This window comes from Geodermatophilus sp. SYSU D00684 (genome assembly GCF_054050455.1).
Genome location: NZ_JBJGZI010000027.1, coordinates 30,769 through 45,187, shown reverse-complemented (window position 1 = coordinate 45,187; position 14,419 = coordinate 30,769). Strand labels below are relative to the sequence as shown.

Genomic DNA, 14,419 nt, shown 5'->3' with positions numbered 1-14,419 from the left:
GCCCGGAACTACCCTCCTTGCCGTGACGACCGAGCACGGTCCCGCGCCGCTGGCCGAGCGGCTGCGGGCGCAGGGGCTGCGGCTGACCCCGCAGCGCCAGCAGGTGCTGGCCGCCGTCGCCGCGCTCGACCACGCCACCCCCGAGGCGATCGGCGCCCGGCTGCGCGAGGCCGCCGGGCCCGGCGGCGCGGCGCCGGACACCTCGACCGTCTACCGCACGCTGGAGCTGCTCGAGCGGCTCGGACTGGTGTGGCACACCCACGTCGCCAAGGGCGCGCCGGTCTACCACGCCTCCGAGCACCCCCACCTGCACGTGGTCTGCGCCACCTGCGGGGAGATCTCCTCGGCCGACCCGGCGCTGCTGGAGCCGGCCGCGGAACGTCTGGCCGCCGACCTGGGTTTCACCCTGGACGTGGGGCACGTGGCGCTGTCGGGCACGTGCCGCCGATGCAGGCAAGCCGGGACGGAGAACGCATGACCACCACCTCACCGCTCGCCGCGCGGGCGGGCGCCGTCGTCGCCGAGGGCGCGACCGTGGCCACCCACTACGGCGACCCGCTGCGCGAGCAGCGGCTGCTCGCCGAGGGCGCCGGGCTCGTCGACCGCAGCGACCGCGACGTGCTCACCGTCCCCGGCGCCGACCGGCTCACCTGGCTGCACAGCCTCACCAGCCAGCACCTCGAGCGGCTGGCCGACGGCACCGGCACCGAGGCGCTGGTCCTCTCGCCGCACGGCCACGTCGAGCACCACCTGGTCCTCGCGGAGCTCGCCGGCACCACCTGGGCCGACGTCGAGCCGGGCACGGGCGCGGCGCTGCACACCTTCCTCGACCGGATGCGGTTCATGCTGCGCGTCGAGCCCGCGCTGGTGACCGCCGACTGGGCGCTGCTGTCGCTGGTGGGCCCCCGCGCGCCGGAGGTGCTCGCCGCCGCCGGGCTGCCGGCGCCGGAGGGCCCCTACGCCGTCGCCGCGCTGCCCGACGGCGGCTGGGTGCGCCGGATGCCGCCCCTGGGCGACGGCGGCGCGACGGCGTTCGACCTGCTCGTCCCGCGCGCCGAACTCGCCGCCCGCGCCGACGCGCTGACCGCGGCCGGCGCCGGGCTCGCCGGTCTGGACGCCCACGAGGCGCTGCGGGTGGAGGCCCGCCGGCCGCGGCTGGGCGTCGACTCCGACCACCGCACCATCCCCAACGAGGTGGAGTGGCTGACCACCGCGGTCCACCTGGAGAAGGGCTGCTACCGCGGGCAGGAGACGGTCGCGCGGGTGCACAACCTCGGCCGCCCGCCGCGGCGGCTGGTCCTGCTGCACCTCGACGGCGTCAGCGAGGACCTGCCCGTCCCGGGGACGCCGGTGACCTCCGGCGCCCGCGAGGTCGGCCGCACCGGCACGGTCGTGCGCCACCACGAGCTCGGCGTCGTCGCGCTCGCGCTGGTCAAGCAGTCGGTGGCGCCCGGGGCCGAGCTCGCCGTCGGCGGGTCGCGCGCCGCCGTGGACCCCGACGACGCCCCGGCCGGGCTCGACGACACCCGGGCCGCGGCCCGCGACCGGGTCCGCGCGGTGCGGTCTGCCACCATCGGGCGGTGACCTCCGCAAGCTCTGGCCCGACCCCCGCCGGCGGCGCCGCCGTCGACGTGCTGCTCGACCCTGGATTCCTCGTGGGCGTGGAGTCCCGCCCCATGGGCGAGGTGCGCGGGCTGCGCCGCCGCGCCGAGCAGGAGGAGGTCAACCTCTCCTACACGCGGCGGCTGCTGCAGGGCCGGCTCGACATCGTCCGCCGGGAGCTGCAGCGCCGCGCCGAGCACGACGGGCGCTCGCTGGTCGACCTGCTGCCCGAGATCCTCGCCGAGAAGGGCCGCGGCCCCGCGCACGGTCTCGGCCGGCACCAGACGGTGCAGCCGGCCGCGCCCGAGGAGTACGAGTCCTGGGTCAACGCGCTGACCCCCGACGTCGACCTCTCCGCCGTCCCCGACCTCGACGACGCCGACCTCGAGCGGGCCGCCCGCGCGCTGGCCGCCGCCGAGGGCTCGCTGTCCGAGCGGCGCCGCGGCGTCCAGCAGGTGATGGACGCCCTCGCCGGCGAGCTGGCCCGCCGGTACCGCAACGGCGAGGCCGACGTCGCCGCCCTGCTCGCGGACGAGGGCCGGCACTGATGGGCGACGTGTCCACCGCCGCCTGGCCGGACGCGCCGGTCCTGGTCGAGGTCTGGCGCTCCGGGTTCCTGGAGTCCGTCCACCGCGGCGCGGTCGTCGTCGTCGGTCCCGACGGGCAGGTGCGCTGGTCGGCCGGGGACGTGGCCCGGCCGGTGCTGCCGCGCTCGTCGAACAAGCCGGTGCAGGCCACGGCCTACCTGGCGGCCGGCTGGCAGCCGCGCTCGGGCGAGGAGCTGGCCATCTCGGCCGGCTCGCACGCCGGCGAGGACGGCCACCGCGACCTCGCCGCCTCCGTGCTCGCCGCCGCCGGCCTCGGCCCGGACGCGCTGGGCTGCCCGGCGGCCCTGCCCGGGCACGAGCCGACCCGCGCCGCCTGGACGGTCGCCGGCCGCGAGCCGGAGCGGCTGGCGTTCAACTGCTCGGGCAAGCACGCCGCGATGCTCGCCTCCTGCGTCGCCGCCGGCTGGCCGACGGAGGGCTACCTCGACCCGGGCCACCCGCTGCAGCAGGCCATCGAGGCCCGCCTGTCCGACGCGGCCGGCGAGCAGGTGGCCGCCGTCGTCGTCGACGGGTGCGGCGCGCCGCAGCACGGGCTGTCCCTGACCGGGCTGGCGCGCGGCGTCGGCTCGCTGGTCGAGGCCCCGTCGGGCAGCCCGGAGCGGGCGGTGGCCGACGCCGTGCGGGCGCACCCCTGGTACGTCGCCGGCACCGGCCGGGACGACACCGACCTCATGACCGCCGTCCCCGGGCTGCTGGTCAAGGGCGGGGCCGACGGCGTGCACGTCGCCGCGCTGCCCGGTCGCGGTGCAGTCGCGTTCAAGCTCGACGACGGCGGCGACCGCGGGCGCGCGCCCGTCCTCGCCGCCGCGCTGCGCCGGCTCGGGGTGGACGCCGAGGCGCTCGCCCGCTGGTCGGTCACGCCCGTGACCGGCGGCGACGGCGTCGTCGGCGAGATCCGGTCCTCGGCGGTGCTGGCCGGCTGACGGCGACACGCCGGGTGTGAGCGGACTCACGCCCGGGTGCTTGCTCCTGCGCTTGCAGTTGCTAGCACCCGTGGTTAGCGTCGTACACGTGCAGACCCCCGGCGAGTTCGTGAGCGGTCAGGTGAGGTCGGTCCGCGAGAAGGTGGACCAGCTCGCCGGCAGCGTCGCGGAGACCGTCGCGGCCGAGGCCCAGCAGGTCTCGGCGGTGCGCTCGCAGGTCGGGGAGTACATCCGGGAGCAGCGCAGCGCCGCCCGGGTGTCCCTGCGCGAGCTCGCCCGCACCGCGGGGGTGAGCAACCCCTACCTGTCGCAGGTGGAACGGGGGCTGCGCAAGCCGTCGGCGGAGATCCTCGCCGCCATCGCCCGGGGTCTGAAGATCTCCGCCGAGTCGCTCTACGAGCAGGCGGGCATCCTCGACCGGCGGGCCGGCAACCCCGACACGGTCGCGGCCATCCGGTCCGACGACCAGCTCTCCGAGCGGCACAAGGCCGTGCTCGTCGAGCTGTACGAGACCTACGTCCGCGAGTACGCGGCGACCCGCACCACCGCCCCGAGCACCGTCCCGGGCGCCACGCCCGGATCCGACCCGACCCCCTCCAAGGAGTCCGCATGAGCACCGCCACCACCCTGCTGGAGCAGGTCGCCGAGCGCGGCCGTCGTCAGTTCCTCGTCGCCGTCGGCGCCGGTGACCTCGCCGTCGAGCAGGCCCGCACCGTCCTCGCCTCGCTGCGCACCCTCCCCGGTGAGGCCCAGGTCCAGGTCGACCTGGCCACCAAGGAGGCCCGCACCCGCGCCGAGCAGGCCGCCGACCGCGCCCGCGAGGCCGTCACCCAGGCCCGCGCCAACGGCCGTCAGCTGGCCGGCGCCGTCCGTCCGGACGCGGTCGTGAGCACCGTCTCGACCCTGGTCGAGCAGGCCCGCACCCAGGCCACCACGACCATCGAGCAGCTGGCCGAGCGCGGCGCCGACGTGCTGCAGGAGCTGCGCCGCCAGCCCGGCTTCCGCCGCTTCGTCGTCCGCGCCGAGCAGGCCGTCGACACCGTCGAGGACGCCGTCGAGGAGGTCATCGAGGAGGCCGCCGAGGCCGTGAACGAGGCCTCCGACGAGGTCACCTCGCTGGTCCAGAAGGCCGCCTCGAAGACCACCAAGGCCGCCGCCAAGGCCGAGGAGGCCGTCGACCAGGCCGCCGACCAGGCCAAGGCCGCCATCGAGGAGGGCGTCGAGGTCACCGACGAGGCGACCGCCGAGGCCGCCCGCAAGCCGGCCAAGCGCACCACCGCCGCCCGCGGCAAGGCCACCGGCACCTCGACCCGCGTGACCCGCACCCGCACCGCCAAGACCACCGACTGACCTCGGTGCCCGGCCAGGGCCCCGGAGCTGCCACCGCGCTCCGGGGCCCTGTCGCGTCTCCGGGGGTGAGACGTCCCCCGCGGAGGAGGCCGTGACCGCGTCCCGGCGGGTACCCTCCGGGCATGGGGTTCGACTGGGCCGTTCTCGAGGGCCTGCGGCTGGTCCTGCTGGCCGTCGCGGCCTGGGCGTTCGTCGACGCCGTCATCCGCCCGGCCGCCGGCTACGTCGCCGCCGGCAAGCTGAGCAAGCCGGCCTGGGCGGCGATCACCGCGCTGGCCGCGGTGGTGATCTACCTGCAGGGGCCGATGACCTTCCTCGGCCTGCCCGCGGTGATCGCCACCGTCGTCTACCTGGTCGACGTGCGGCCCGCGGTCCGCGGCGTGCAGCGCGGCAACAGCAGCTGGTGAGCCGGCCCGCCGGGACGGCGGGTCACCAGCGGTCGTCCGCGGGCATCAGCACCCACAGGACGAGGTAGGCGATGAACTGCGGCCCCGGCAGGATGCACGAGACCACGAACGCCAGCCGCAGGGCGCCGACGGAGATGCCGTAGCGGCGGGCGATCCCGGCGCACACGCCGGCGATCATCTTGTTCTGGGTGTCGCGGGCGAGACGGCGCGGAGCCGGTGCGGGGTACGTCATGACCCGACACTAGGCGCGGGCGGCCGTCCCGGGCATCGGGGAAGACCCTGGTCAGCGCCCGAAGACCCCTGGGGGAGGCTCCGGTGAGGGCACGGCGCCGTCGTCGTGCACCGGCTGCGCCCTCCCGGTGAACCGGGCGAGGTCGGGACCGGCCACCACCCGCGCCGGCATCGGGTCGCCCGCGCAGCGCCGGGTCAGCCCGGCCACCGGCAGCTCGGCGTCGGAGGCCACCGCCACCAGGTTGCCGAACCGCCGTCCGCGCAGCGTGCCCGGCTCGGCCAGGAGGGCGACGTGCCGGAAGACGGCGCACAGCGTGGCCACCTGGCCGCGGGCGAAGCGCAGCGGCGGGCCGTCGGCGACGTTGGCCGCCAGCACCCCGCCGGGCCGCAGCACCCGGTGCGCCTCGGCGGCGTACTCGACCGTCGTCAGGTGGGCGGGGGTGCGGGCGCCGGCGAAGACGTCGCTGACGACGACGTCGGCGCTCGCCGTCGGCAGCGCGGCCAGGCCGGCGCGGGCGTCGGCGGCCCGCACCCGCACGCGGGCGCCGCGGGGCAGCGGCAGGTGGGCGCGGACCAGGTCGGTGAGCCGCTGGTCGAGCTCCGCCACCCGCTGCCGCGAGCCGGGGCGGGTCACCGCGACGAAGCGGGCCAGCGTCAGCGCGCCGCCGCCGAGGTGGACGACGTCGAGCGGCTCGCCCTCCGGCGCGGCGAGGTCGAGCACGTGTCCCATCCGGCGCACGTACTCGAACTCCAGGTGCGCGGGGTCGTCGAGGTCGACGTGCGACTGCGGCGTGCCGTCGACCATCAGCACCCAGGAGCCGTCGCGGTCGGCGTCGCCGAGCAGCTCGGCGGTGCCGCCGTCGACCTCGGTGGGGCCGGGCGGGAGCACCTCGGGCCGGGGACGCCTCACGTCGGCGCGACCGCGGACCAGCGGACGGTGAGCTCGCCGTGCCGCCAGCGGCGGCTGCTCCCCACCAGGGGCCAGCCGTCGCCGGCCAGCGCCTGCACCGCGGCGGCCCAGCGCTGCCGCGGCCCGAACGTCGACAGCCCCGCCGCCGCGGCCCACGCGGCGTCCAGGGCGCGCAGCAGGTCGTGCACCGGCCGGCCGGGGACGTTGTGGTGGATGAGCGCCTTGGGCAGCCGCTCGGCGAGGTCCGAGGGGCGCTCGAGGTCCGCGACCCGCGCGGCCAGCGTGAGCGTCAGCGGCCCGTCGGCGTCCAGGGCCACCCAGGTCGCCCGCCGTCCCCACTCGTCGCAGGTGCCCTCGACCAGCAGCCCGCCGGGGCCCAGGGCGGCGCACATCGTCTCCCACGCCCGCGCGGCCGACGCCTCGTCGTACTGGCGCAGCACGTTGAACGCCCGCACCAGGACCGGCTGCAGCCCGGCCAGCTCGAACCCGCCGACCCGGAAGTCTACCCGGGGCGGGTCGCGGTCCTCGGCGACGGCGGTGACGCGGGCCGGGTCGATCTCCAGGCCGACCACCTCGAGCCCCCGGACCTCCGGACCCAGCCGGTCGGCCAGCTCCAGCGTGGTGACCGCCGAGGAGCCGTAGCCCAGGTCGACCACCAGCGGGCGGGCCGCGTCGCGCAGCCGCGGCACCTGGGTGGCGACCAGCCAGCGGTCGACCCGGCGCAGCCGGTTGGCGTTGGTGGTGCCCCGCGTGGGCAGGCCCAGCGCCCGCGCGCGGCCGGCGGCCAGCCGGGGGTGGGCCTTCCGCGGCGCCAGGTTCGCCCGGCGCTTGTGCCCGCTGCCCCCGTCGCTCACCGGCCCCGAGGGTAGTCGCCCTGCCCGGCAGGCTCGCGCGCCGCGGCTACCGTGGGCTGGTGCTCCTCCGCTCCGACGCCCGTCTCGCCGACCTGACCACCCTCGGCATCGGCGGGCCCGTCGAGCAGCTGGTCGAGGTCACCGACGCCGCCGAGCTGGTCGCGGCCGTCCGGGAGGCCGACGAGGCCGGGCGGCCGCTGCTGGTGCTCGGCGGGGGCTCGAACCTGGTCGCGCCCGACGAGGGCTGGGCCGGCGACGTCGTCGCGGTGCGCAGCCGCGGGGTCGAGCGCCGCGGCGACGTCCTGGAGGTGCAGGCCGGCGAGGACTGGGACGACCTGGTCGCGCTCACCGTGGCGCAGGAGCTGGCCGGCATGGAGGCGCTGTCGGGCATCCCCGGCTCGACCGGCGCCACCCCGGTGCAGAACGTCGGCGCCTACGGCCAGGAGGTCGCCCAGACGATCACCGCGGTGCGGGTCTACGACCGCGCCGAGAAGCGCGAGCGCACGCTGACCAACGCCGAGTGCGGCTTCGGCTACCGCGACAGCCGGCTCAAGCGCGAGCCCGGCCGGTTCGTCGTCCTCACCGTGACCTTCGCGCTGGACGCCGGGCCGCTGTCCCGGCCGGTGGGCTACGCGGAGCTGGCCAAGCGTCTGGGCGTGGACCTCGGCGGGCGGGCGCCGCTGGCCGACGTCCGCGCCGCGGTGCTGGAGCTGCGCCGCGGCAAGGGGATGGTCGTGGACCCGGCCGACCCCGACACCCGCAGCGCCGGGTCGTTCTTCACCAACCCGGTCGTCCCGGCGGAGCGGGCGGTGCCCGGCTGCCCGAGCTGGCCGGCCGGCGACGGGCTGGTCAAGCTCAGCGCCGCGTGGCTGGTGCAGTCGGCCGGCTTCGGCCGCGGCACCCGCGAGGGCCGGGTCGGGACGTCGTCGCGGCACAGCCTCGCGCTGACCACCGAGCCCGGCGCCACGGCGGCCGAGCTCCTGGCCTTCGCCGACCGCGTCGTCGCGGCGGTGCGCGAGCGCTTCGGCGTCACGCTGGTCCCGGAGCCCACCCGCCTGTAGGCCCCGTGGCGGCCGGACGGCGCCGCGGTGCGCCCGTCCGGCTCAGAGGTCCTCGCGGTGCACCTTGTGCTGGGCGGCCTGGGCGCGCGGGCGGACGACGAGCAGGTCGACGTTGACGTGGTGCGGGCGGGTGAGCGCCCAGGCGACGCAGTCGGCGACGTCCTCGGCCACCAGCGGCCGGCGCACCCCGCGGTAGACCGACTCGGCCCGCTCGCGGTCGCCGACCCGGTTGAGGGTGAACTCCTCGGTCTTGACCATCCCGGGCGCGATCTCCACGACCCGGACCGGCTGGTCGTACAGCTCCAGCCGCAGCGTCTCGGCCAGGGTGTGCACCGCGTGCTTGGCCGCCGTGTACGACGCCCCGCCCTCGTAGGAGACCAACCCCGCCGTGGAGCCCATGAACAGGAGGTCGCCGGCGCCGGACGCGACGAGCTTCGGCAGCAGCGCCTTGGTCAGCCGGACGGTGCCGAGCACGTTGACCTCGTAGGTCCGCGCCCACGAGTCGAGGTCGGCCTCGGCCACCGGCGCGGCGTCGAACGCCCCGCCGGCGTTGTTGACCAGCACGTCCACGCGGTCCAGGGCGGCGGCGAACGCCTCGACCGACGCCGGGTCGGTGAGGTCCAGCGGCAGCGCCCGGGCGCCGATCCGCTCGGCGAGCCCGGTCAGCCGGTCCAGCCGCCGGGCCCCGACGACGACGTCGAAGCCCTCCTCTGCCAGCCGGGCCGCGGTGGCCGCGCCGATGCCGCTCGAGGCGCCCGTGACGACGGCGGTGCGGCCGGTCCCCGGCAGCGGACGCGGGCCGGAGGAGGAGATCTCGGCAACACCGGTCATGTGGTCATCCTGACCCTGTTGCAGGATGGAGAGCCGACAGGGGTGCCGCACCGGCACCCGGGGCGGCGAGGCGGGAGGTCGTGGGTGCCTGCTCGCCGCCTCCTCCCTCCGCGCGCGCCGCGGCGGGTGGCGACCATCTCGGTGCACACCAGCCCGCTCGACCAGCCCGGCGCCGGCGACGCCGGGGGCATGAACGTCTACATCGTCGAGGTCTCCCGCCGGCTGGCCGCCCGCGGCATCGCCGTCGACGTCTTCACCCGCGCCACCTCCAGCGACCTGCCGCCGGTGGTCGAGATGAGCCCGGGCGTGACCGTGCGGCACGTCAGCGCCGGCCCGTTCGAGGGCCTGGGCAAGGAGGAGCTGCCCGGCCAGCTGTGCGCCTTCACCGCCGGCGTGCTGCGCGAGGAGGCCCAGCACGAGCCGGGCCACTACGACGTCGTCCACTCGCACTACTGGCTCTCGGGCCAGGTCGGCTGGCTGGCGCGGGACCGGTGGAGCGTGCCGCTGATCCACACCGCGCACACCCTCGCCAAGGTGAAGAACGCCGCGCTGGCCGACGGCGACCGGCCCGAGCCGCGCGCCCGCGTCATCGGCGAGGAGCAGGTGGTCGCCGAGGCCGACCGGCTGGTGGCCAACACCGACGAGGAGGCCGACCAGCTCGTCGAGCACTACGGGGCCGACCCGCGCCGCACCCTCGTCGTCCCCCCGGGCGTGGACCTCGACCGGTTCACCCCCGGCGACCGCGCCGCCGCCCGCCGCGCCCTGGGCGTGCCCGCCGACGCCGTCGTGCTCACCTTCGTCGGCCGCATCCAGCCGCTCAAGGCGCCCGACCTGCTGCTGGCCACCGCCGCCCGGATGCTCGAGGACGACCCCGCGCTGCGCTCCCGGCTGCGGGTGCACGTCGTCGGGGCGCCGAGCGGGTCGGGCCTGGAGGCGCCGCGGCAGCTCGAGGAGCTCGCCGCGCACCTGGGCGTCGCCGACCTGGTGCGCTTCCTGCCGCCGCAGCCGCCGGACCGGCTGGCCCTGCACTACCGCGCCGCCGACGTCGCCGTCGTCCCCAGCCACAACGAGTCCTTCGGCCTGGTCGCGCTCGAGGCCCAGGCCTGCGGGACCCCGGTGGTCGCCGCGTCGGTCGGCGGCCTGCGGACGGCGGTCCGCGACGGGGTGTCCGGCGTCCTGGTCGACGGGCGGGACCCGGGCGCCTACGCGGCGGCGGTGCGCGCGGTCCTCGCGCGCCGGCAGCTGATGGGCGCCGGCGCACGCCGGCACGCCGCGGCGTTCTCCTGGGACCGCACCGCCGACTCGCTGGTGGCCGCCTACTCCTCGGCCGCCGCGGAGATGGCCGCCGCCGCCCGGCGCAGCCGCGCGCTCGGCTCGCTGCGGCCGGTGGCCGGGACGCAGGTGGCCTGGTGAACGAGGGGCCCGGTGAACGAGGTGGCCCGGTGAACGAGGGGCCCGGGGAACGAGGTGGCGCGGTCAGCGAGGGGATCGGGGAGGCGCCCACCACCCGCGCCGACGTCGTCGCCGCCCTGGACGCGGTCATCGACCGCACCCTGCGCGAGGCCGACCTGGTGCACGAGCACCCGGCGCCCGGCCGCTGGCTGGTCGACCTCCCGGGCACCAAGAAGCTCAAGACGGTCTGCGGGCTCATCGTCGGCGAGCACGCGCTGCGGATCGAGGCGTTCGTCTGCCGCCAGCCCGACGAGAACCGCGAGCAGCTGTGGACCTACCTGCTGCAGCACAACGCGCGCATGTACGGCGTCGCCTACTCGATCGACCGGGTCGGCGACGTCTACCTCACCGGCCGCGTCCCGCACGCCGCGGTGACCCCGGAGGAGCTCGACCGGCTGCTCGGCGCGGTCCTCAGCTACGCCGACGACCACTTCAACACCATGCTCGAGATCGGCTTCGGCACCTCGATCCGCCGGGAGTGGGAGTGGCGGGTCAAGCGCGGCGAGTCGCTGCGCAACCTGGAGGCCTTCGCCGCCTTCGCCCAGCAGGGCCGGACCGAGCGCCCGGCCGACGGCGGGGGAGCGTCCACCGCGGACGGCGGGGGATGACCACCACCGGGCGGCCCGCGGCGGCGCCGGCCGTCGAGGAGCGCCCCGGCTACGCCCGGCGGTGGTGGGTGCTGGCCACGATGACCGTCTGCTTGCTCGTGGTGATCACCGGCAACACCACGCTCAACGTCGCCATCCCGACGCTGCAGCGGGAGCTCGGCGCCACCCAGGGCGAGCTGCAGTGGGCCGTCGACGCCTACATCGTGGTCTTCGCCGGGCTGCTGTTCTCCTGGGGCGTCATCGGCGACCGGATCGGCCGCCGCCGGGTGCTGCTGATCGGGCTGGCCGTCTTCGCCGGCGGCTCGGTGCTGGCCGCCTTCTCCGACAGCCCGCTGGAGCTCATCGCCTGGCGGGCGGTCATGGGCGTCGGCGGGGCCGCGGTGCAGCCGACGACGCTCGCCGTCATCACCAACGTCTTCCCGCCGGGCGAGCGCGGCCGCGCCATCGGCATCTGGGCGGCCACCGCCGGGCTCGCCGTCGCCGGCGGCCCGCTGGCCAGCGGCCTGGTGCTGACGCACTTCTGGTGGGGCGCGATCTTCCTCATCGGCGTGCCGGTCGCCCTGGTCGGCGTCCTCGGCACGCTCGCGTTCGTGCCCGAGTCGCGGGACCCCGACCCCGGCCGGCTCGACGTCCCGGGCGTGCTGCTGTCGATCGCCGCGCTGGCCGGGCTGGTCTACGGGATCATCCACGGCGGCTCGGGCGTGGGCTGGGGGACGCCGGGGGTGCTCGTCCCGCTGGTCGGCGGCGCGCTGCTCATGGTGCTGTTCGTCTGGCTGCAGCGGCGCTCCACGCACCCCGCGCTCGACGTCTCGCTGTTCCGGAACCCGGCGTTCTCCGCGGCCGCCGCCGCGCTCGGCCTGAACTTCTTCGCCCTGATGGGCGCCACGTTCTACCTCGTCTACTACCTGCAGGGCGCGCGCGGCTACGACCCGCTGCAGTCCGGCGCGGCGCTCATCCCGGTGGCGCTGGGCATGGCGGTGATGGCGCCGCGCAGCTCCCGGCTGGCCGAGCGGTTCGGCGCCAAGGCGGTCTGCGCGGCCGGCTTCGGGCTCATCACGCTGTCGTTCCTGGGCTTCCAGCTGCTCGACCAGGCCGCGCCGCTGTGGCTGCTGCTCACCACGCTGACCGTGCAGGGGCTGGGCATGGGCGCGGTGATGGCCCCGGCCACCGAGTCGATCATGTCGGTGGTGCCGCGGGAGAAGGCCGGCGCGGGCGCGGCGGTGAACAACACCGTCCGCCAGGTGGGCGGGGCGCTCGGCGTCGCGATCCTCGGCTCGGTGCTCGCGACCGCGTACGCGGCCAACGTCCGCGGCGCCGTCGACGTGCTGCCGGCCGGGCTGCGCGACGAGGCGAGCACCTCGATCGCGGCGACCCTCGAGGCGGCCGGGGCGACGGCGGACGAGGCGCGGGCCGCCGGGGACACCGAGCTCGCCGCGGCCGCCGACGCGCTCACCGACACCGCCCGTGACGCCTTCGTCGCGGCGATGCACCTGACCGCCGTCGGGACCGCGGCGGCCGCGGCGGTCGCCGCCGTCGTCGTCCTGGTGTGGCTGCCCGGGCGGCGCGAGACGGGCACACGGGCCACCTGACGGGCCTAGCGTGGGTGCGTGCAGGAGCCGCCCGCCGCGCAGGAACGGCTGGGCCGCGCGCTGATCGGGGTGGTCGCCGCGTCCGGCCTGGTCTACCCGCTGCTGCTGTGCGCGGTGCAGCTGGTGCTGGCGCAGCTGTTCGTCGTCGACGTCGCCGCCACCGCGCTGTGGCTGGCGGTCGCGCTGACCTGCAGCGTGGCGCTGGTCGCCGCCGTGCGGTGGGGGGCCGCCCGCCGGGTGCGGAGCCCGTGGCTGCTGCTCGGGCTGGTCCCGCCGGTGCTGTACGAGGCGTGGGTGCTCTGGCCGCTGCTGGCAGGATGACCGGTGTGACGACGTCTGCGGAGAACGCACCCGGCACCCTGGTCCTGCTCCGCCACGGCGAGAGCGAGTGGAACAAGGCCAACCTGTTCACCGGCTGGGTGGACGTCGAGCTGTCGGAGAAGGGCCGGGCCGAGGCCACCCGCGGCGGGCAGCTGCTGGCCGAGCACGGCCTGCTGCCCGACGTGCTGCACACCTCGCTGCTGCGGCGGGCGATCACCACCGCGGAGCTGGCGCTGGCCGCCGCCGACCGGCAGTGGATCCCGGTGCGCCGCTCGTGGCGGCTCAACGAGCGGCACTACGGCGCGCTGCAGGGCAAGGACAAGGCGGCCACCCTCGCCGAGTACGGCGAGGAGCAGTTCATGACCTGGCGGCGCTCCTACAGCACCCCGCCGCCGCCGATCGAGGCCGGCAGCGAGTTCTCGCAGGACGCCGACCCCCGCTACGCCTTCCTGCCGCCGGAGGTGCGCCCGGCCACCGAGTGCCTGGCCGACGTCGTCGTCCGGATGCTCCCGTACTGGTACGACGCGATCGTGCCGGACCTGCGCAGCGGCGCCACCGTGCTGGTGGCCGCGCACGGCAACAGCCTGCGGGCGCTGGTCAAGCACCTCGACGGCATGGGCGAGGACGAGGTGGTCGGGCTGAACATCCCCACCGGCGTCCCGCTGCGCTACGACCTCGACGCCGACCTGCGGCCGGTCAAGCCGGGCGGGGAGTACCTCGACCCCGAGGCCGCCGCGGCCGCGATCGAGGCGGTCAAGAACCAGGGCAAGAAGTAGCGAGCGACAGCGAGCTCGTGCTGACGAGTGGGGGCCGGAGGCCTCCGCGAGGAAGCACGGTCGGTGCTCCGCGCAACTGACGCGGCACGTGGTCGCGGTGGGAGCCCGGTAGGGCGACGAATGTGCAGCGAGGGCCCCCACCGCAGGCTGCGGTGGGGGCCCTCGCGCGTGTGCGGGGCGGTCAGACCCCCTGCATGTCCCGCTCGCCGGTGACGAGGAAGACCACCCGGCGGGCGACGCTCACGGCGTGGTCGGCGAAGCGCTCGTAGTAGCGGCCGAGCAGGGTGATGTCGATGGCCGACTCCATGCCGTGCGTCCAGCCGGGGCTGAGCAGCTCGGTGAACAGCTGGCGGTGCAGCTGGTCCATGAGGTCGTCGTCCTTCTCCAGCTGCGCGGCGCCCTCGACGTCGAGCTTGGCGATGACGGCGCCGACCTGGGTGACCAGGCTCTGCGCGACGTGGCCGGCCTCGAGGAAGATCGGCCGCACCTCGGCGGGGACGGCGGACTCCGGGAAGCGCATCCGGGCGAGCTTGGCCACGTGGACGGCGAGGTCGCCCATGCGCTCGAGGTCGCCGACGATGCGCATCGCGGTGGTGACCGTGCGCAGGTCGGTGGCGACCGGCTGCTGGCGGGCCAGCAGGGTGAAGCAGCGCTCCTCGATGCTCTCGCGCATCGCGTCGATGTGCTCGTCGCCGGCGATGACCAGGTCGGCGAGTGCGACGTCGGCGTCGAGCAGCGCGGTCGTGGCCTTGTTCATCGCCGAACCGACCGAGTTGGCCATCTCCACCAGGCAGTGGTTGATGTCCTCGAGCTCTTCGCGGTAGTGCTCGCGCACGGGTCCTCCTCGTCGGCCGGCCGTCCACCGGGTGCCGCCGGCCGGACACCATCTGGTCGGT

18 protein-coding genes are annotated in these 14,419 nt (G+C 76.5%); 13 read left to right on the top strand and 5 right to left on the bottom strand.

Going from position 1 to position 14,419, the window contains the following annotated elements; genetic code table 11:
• Nucleotides 1–22 precede the first annotated feature (22 nt).
• The 7 genes from ACI79L_RS18720 to ACI79L_RS18690 all read left to right on the top strand — a co-directional run bounded on the left by ACI79L_RS18720 (nucleotide 23) and on the right by ACI79L_RS18690 (nucleotide 4,890).
• The gene (locus ACI79L_RS18720; protein WP_456938223.1) at nucleotides 23–478 is read left to right on the top strand and encodes a Fur family transcriptional regulator; all 456 of its coding nucleotides are present in this window, start codon (nucleotides 23–25) and stop codon (nucleotides 476–478) included.
• On the top strand, nucleotides 475–1,584 hold the full coding sequence (gene ygfZ / locus ACI79L_RS18715; RefSeq protein ID WP_456938222.1) for a CAF17-like 4Fe-4S cluster assembly/insertion protein YgfZ: 1,110 nt from the start codon (nucleotides 475–477) through the stop codon (nucleotides 1,582–1,584). The genes ACI79L_RS18720 and ygfZ overlap by 4 nt, the downstream gene beginning before the upstream one ends.
• The gene (locus ACI79L_RS18710) at nucleotides 1,581–2,150 is read left to right on the top strand and encodes an RsiG family protein (protein WP_456938221.1); all 570 of its coding nucleotides are present in this window, start codon (nucleotides 1,581–1,583) and stop codon (nucleotides 2,148–2,150) included. The genes ygfZ and ACI79L_RS18710 overlap by 4 nt, the downstream gene beginning before the upstream one ends.
• A complete protein-coding gene (locus ACI79L_RS18705) occupies nucleotides 2,150–3,133 on the top strand; it encodes an asparaginase (RefSeq protein WP_456938220.1) in 984 nt (327 codons plus the stop codon). Before ACI79L_RS18710 ends, ACI79L_RS18705 begins: the two co-directional genes overlap by 1 nt.
• A gap of 88 nt (nucleotides 3,134–3,221) precedes the next feature.
• A complete protein-coding gene (locus ACI79L_RS18700; RefSeq protein ID WP_456938219.1) occupies nucleotides 3,222–3,746 on the top strand; it encodes a helix-turn-helix domain-containing protein in 525 nt (174 codons plus the stop codon).
• Nucleotides 3,743–4,483, top strand: coding sequence for a hypothetical protein (locus ACI79L_RS18695; protein WP_456938218.1), 741 nt, complete (start codon nucleotides 3,743–3,745; stop codon nucleotides 4,481–4,483). Before ACI79L_RS18700 ends, ACI79L_RS18695 begins: the two co-directional genes overlap by 4 nt.
• Nucleotides 4,484–4,605: 122 nt before the next feature.
• Complete coding sequence (locus tag ACI79L_RS18690) at nucleotides 4,606–4,890, top strand: DUF2516 family protein (protein WP_387988361.1); 285 nt, start codon at nucleotides 4,606–4,608, stop codon at nucleotides 4,888–4,890.
• A gap of 22 nt (nucleotides 4,891–4,912) precedes the next feature.
• On the opposite strand, the gene ACI79L_RS18685 is transcribed toward ACI79L_RS18690, so the two are convergent.
• From ACI79L_RS18685 to ACI79L_RS18675, 3 genes are read right to left on the bottom strand one after another with little or no spacing between them, the layout of a single operon-like run.
• A complete protein-coding gene (locus ACI79L_RS18685; protein WP_456938217.1) occupies nucleotides 4,913–5,122 on the bottom strand; it encodes a PspC domain-containing protein in 210 nt (69 codons plus the stop codon).
• 51 nt (nucleotides 5,123–5,173) lie between these two features.
• Entirely contained in the window at nucleotides 5,174–6,031 is an 858-nt protein-coding gene (locus tag ACI79L_RS18680; RefSeq protein ID WP_456938216.1) for a spermidine synthase, read from the bottom strand.
• A complete protein-coding gene (locus ACI79L_RS18675; RefSeq protein WP_456938215.1) occupies nucleotides 6,028–6,885 on the bottom strand; it encodes a class I SAM-dependent methyltransferase in 858 nt (285 codons plus the stop codon). Before ACI79L_RS18675 ends, ACI79L_RS18680 begins: the two co-directional genes overlap by 4 nt.
• Nucleotides 6,886–6,944: 59 nt before the next feature.
• Between ACI79L_RS18675 and ACI79L_RS18670 the strand changes: the two genes are divergently transcribed.
• Entirely contained in the window at nucleotides 6,945–7,946 is a 1,002-nt protein-coding gene (locus tag ACI79L_RS18670; RefSeq protein ID WP_456938214.1) for a UDP-N-acetylmuramate dehydrogenase, read from the top strand.
• A gap of 42 nt (nucleotides 7,947–7,988) precedes the next feature.
• Here the strand turns inward: ACI79L_RS18670 and ACI79L_RS18665 are convergent, their stop codons facing one another.
• Nucleotides 7,989–8,777 carry an SDR family oxidoreductase gene (locus ACI79L_RS18665; protein WP_456938213.1) on the bottom strand — a complete coding sequence of 263 codons (789 nt, stop codon included), beginning with the start codon at nucleotides 8,775–8,777 and terminating at the stop codon, nucleotides 7,989–7,991.
• 126 nt (nucleotides 8,778–8,903) lie between these two features.
• Here ACI79L_RS18665 and mshA point away from each other — a divergent pair, with 126 nt between their 5' ends.
• Genes mshA through ACI79L_RS18640 form a run of 5 tightly spaced genes read left to right on the top strand, consistent with a single transcriptional unit; the run spans nucleotide 8,904 to nucleotide 13,523 of the window.
• Nucleotides 8,904–10,190: a D-inositol-3-phosphate glycosyltransferase gene (gene mshA / locus ACI79L_RS18660; protein WP_456938212.1), complete on the top strand. Its 1,287-nt coding sequence runs from the start codon at nucleotides 8,904–8,906 to the stop codon at nucleotides 10,188–10,190.
• 29 nt (nucleotides 10,191–10,219) lie between these two features.
• A complete protein-coding gene (locus ACI79L_RS18655) occupies nucleotides 10,220–10,837 on the top strand; it encodes a YbjN domain-containing protein (protein WP_456938211.1) in 618 nt (205 codons plus the stop codon).
• A complete protein-coding gene (locus ACI79L_RS18650) occupies nucleotides 10,834–12,426 on the top strand; it encodes an MFS transporter (RefSeq protein ID WP_456938210.1) in 1,593 nt (530 codons plus the stop codon). The genes ACI79L_RS18655 and ACI79L_RS18650 overlap by 4 nt, the downstream gene beginning before the upstream one ends.
• 18 nt (nucleotides 12,427–12,444) lie before the next feature.
• Complete coding sequence (locus ACI79L_RS18645; protein WP_456938209.1) at nucleotides 12,445–12,747, top strand: hypothetical protein; 303 nt, start codon at nucleotides 12,445–12,447, stop codon at nucleotides 12,745–12,747.
• A gap of 5 nt (nucleotides 12,748–12,752) precedes the next feature.
• On the top strand, nucleotides 12,753–13,523 hold the full coding sequence (locus ACI79L_RS18640; protein WP_456938208.1) for a phosphoglyceromutase: 771 nt from the start codon (nucleotides 12,753–12,755) through the stop codon (nucleotides 13,521–13,523).
• Between the two features lie 181 nt (nucleotides 13,524–13,704).
• Here ACI79L_RS18640 and phoU read toward each other — a convergent pair whose 3' ends face one another.
• The gene (gene phoU / locus ACI79L_RS18635) at nucleotides 13,705–14,358 is read right to left on the bottom strand and encodes a phosphate signaling complex protein PhoU (RefSeq protein ID WP_456938207.1); all 654 of its coding nucleotides are present in this window, start codon (nucleotides 14,356–14,358) and stop codon (nucleotides 13,705–13,707) included.
• Nucleotides 14,359–14,419: the final 61 nt, after the last annotated feature.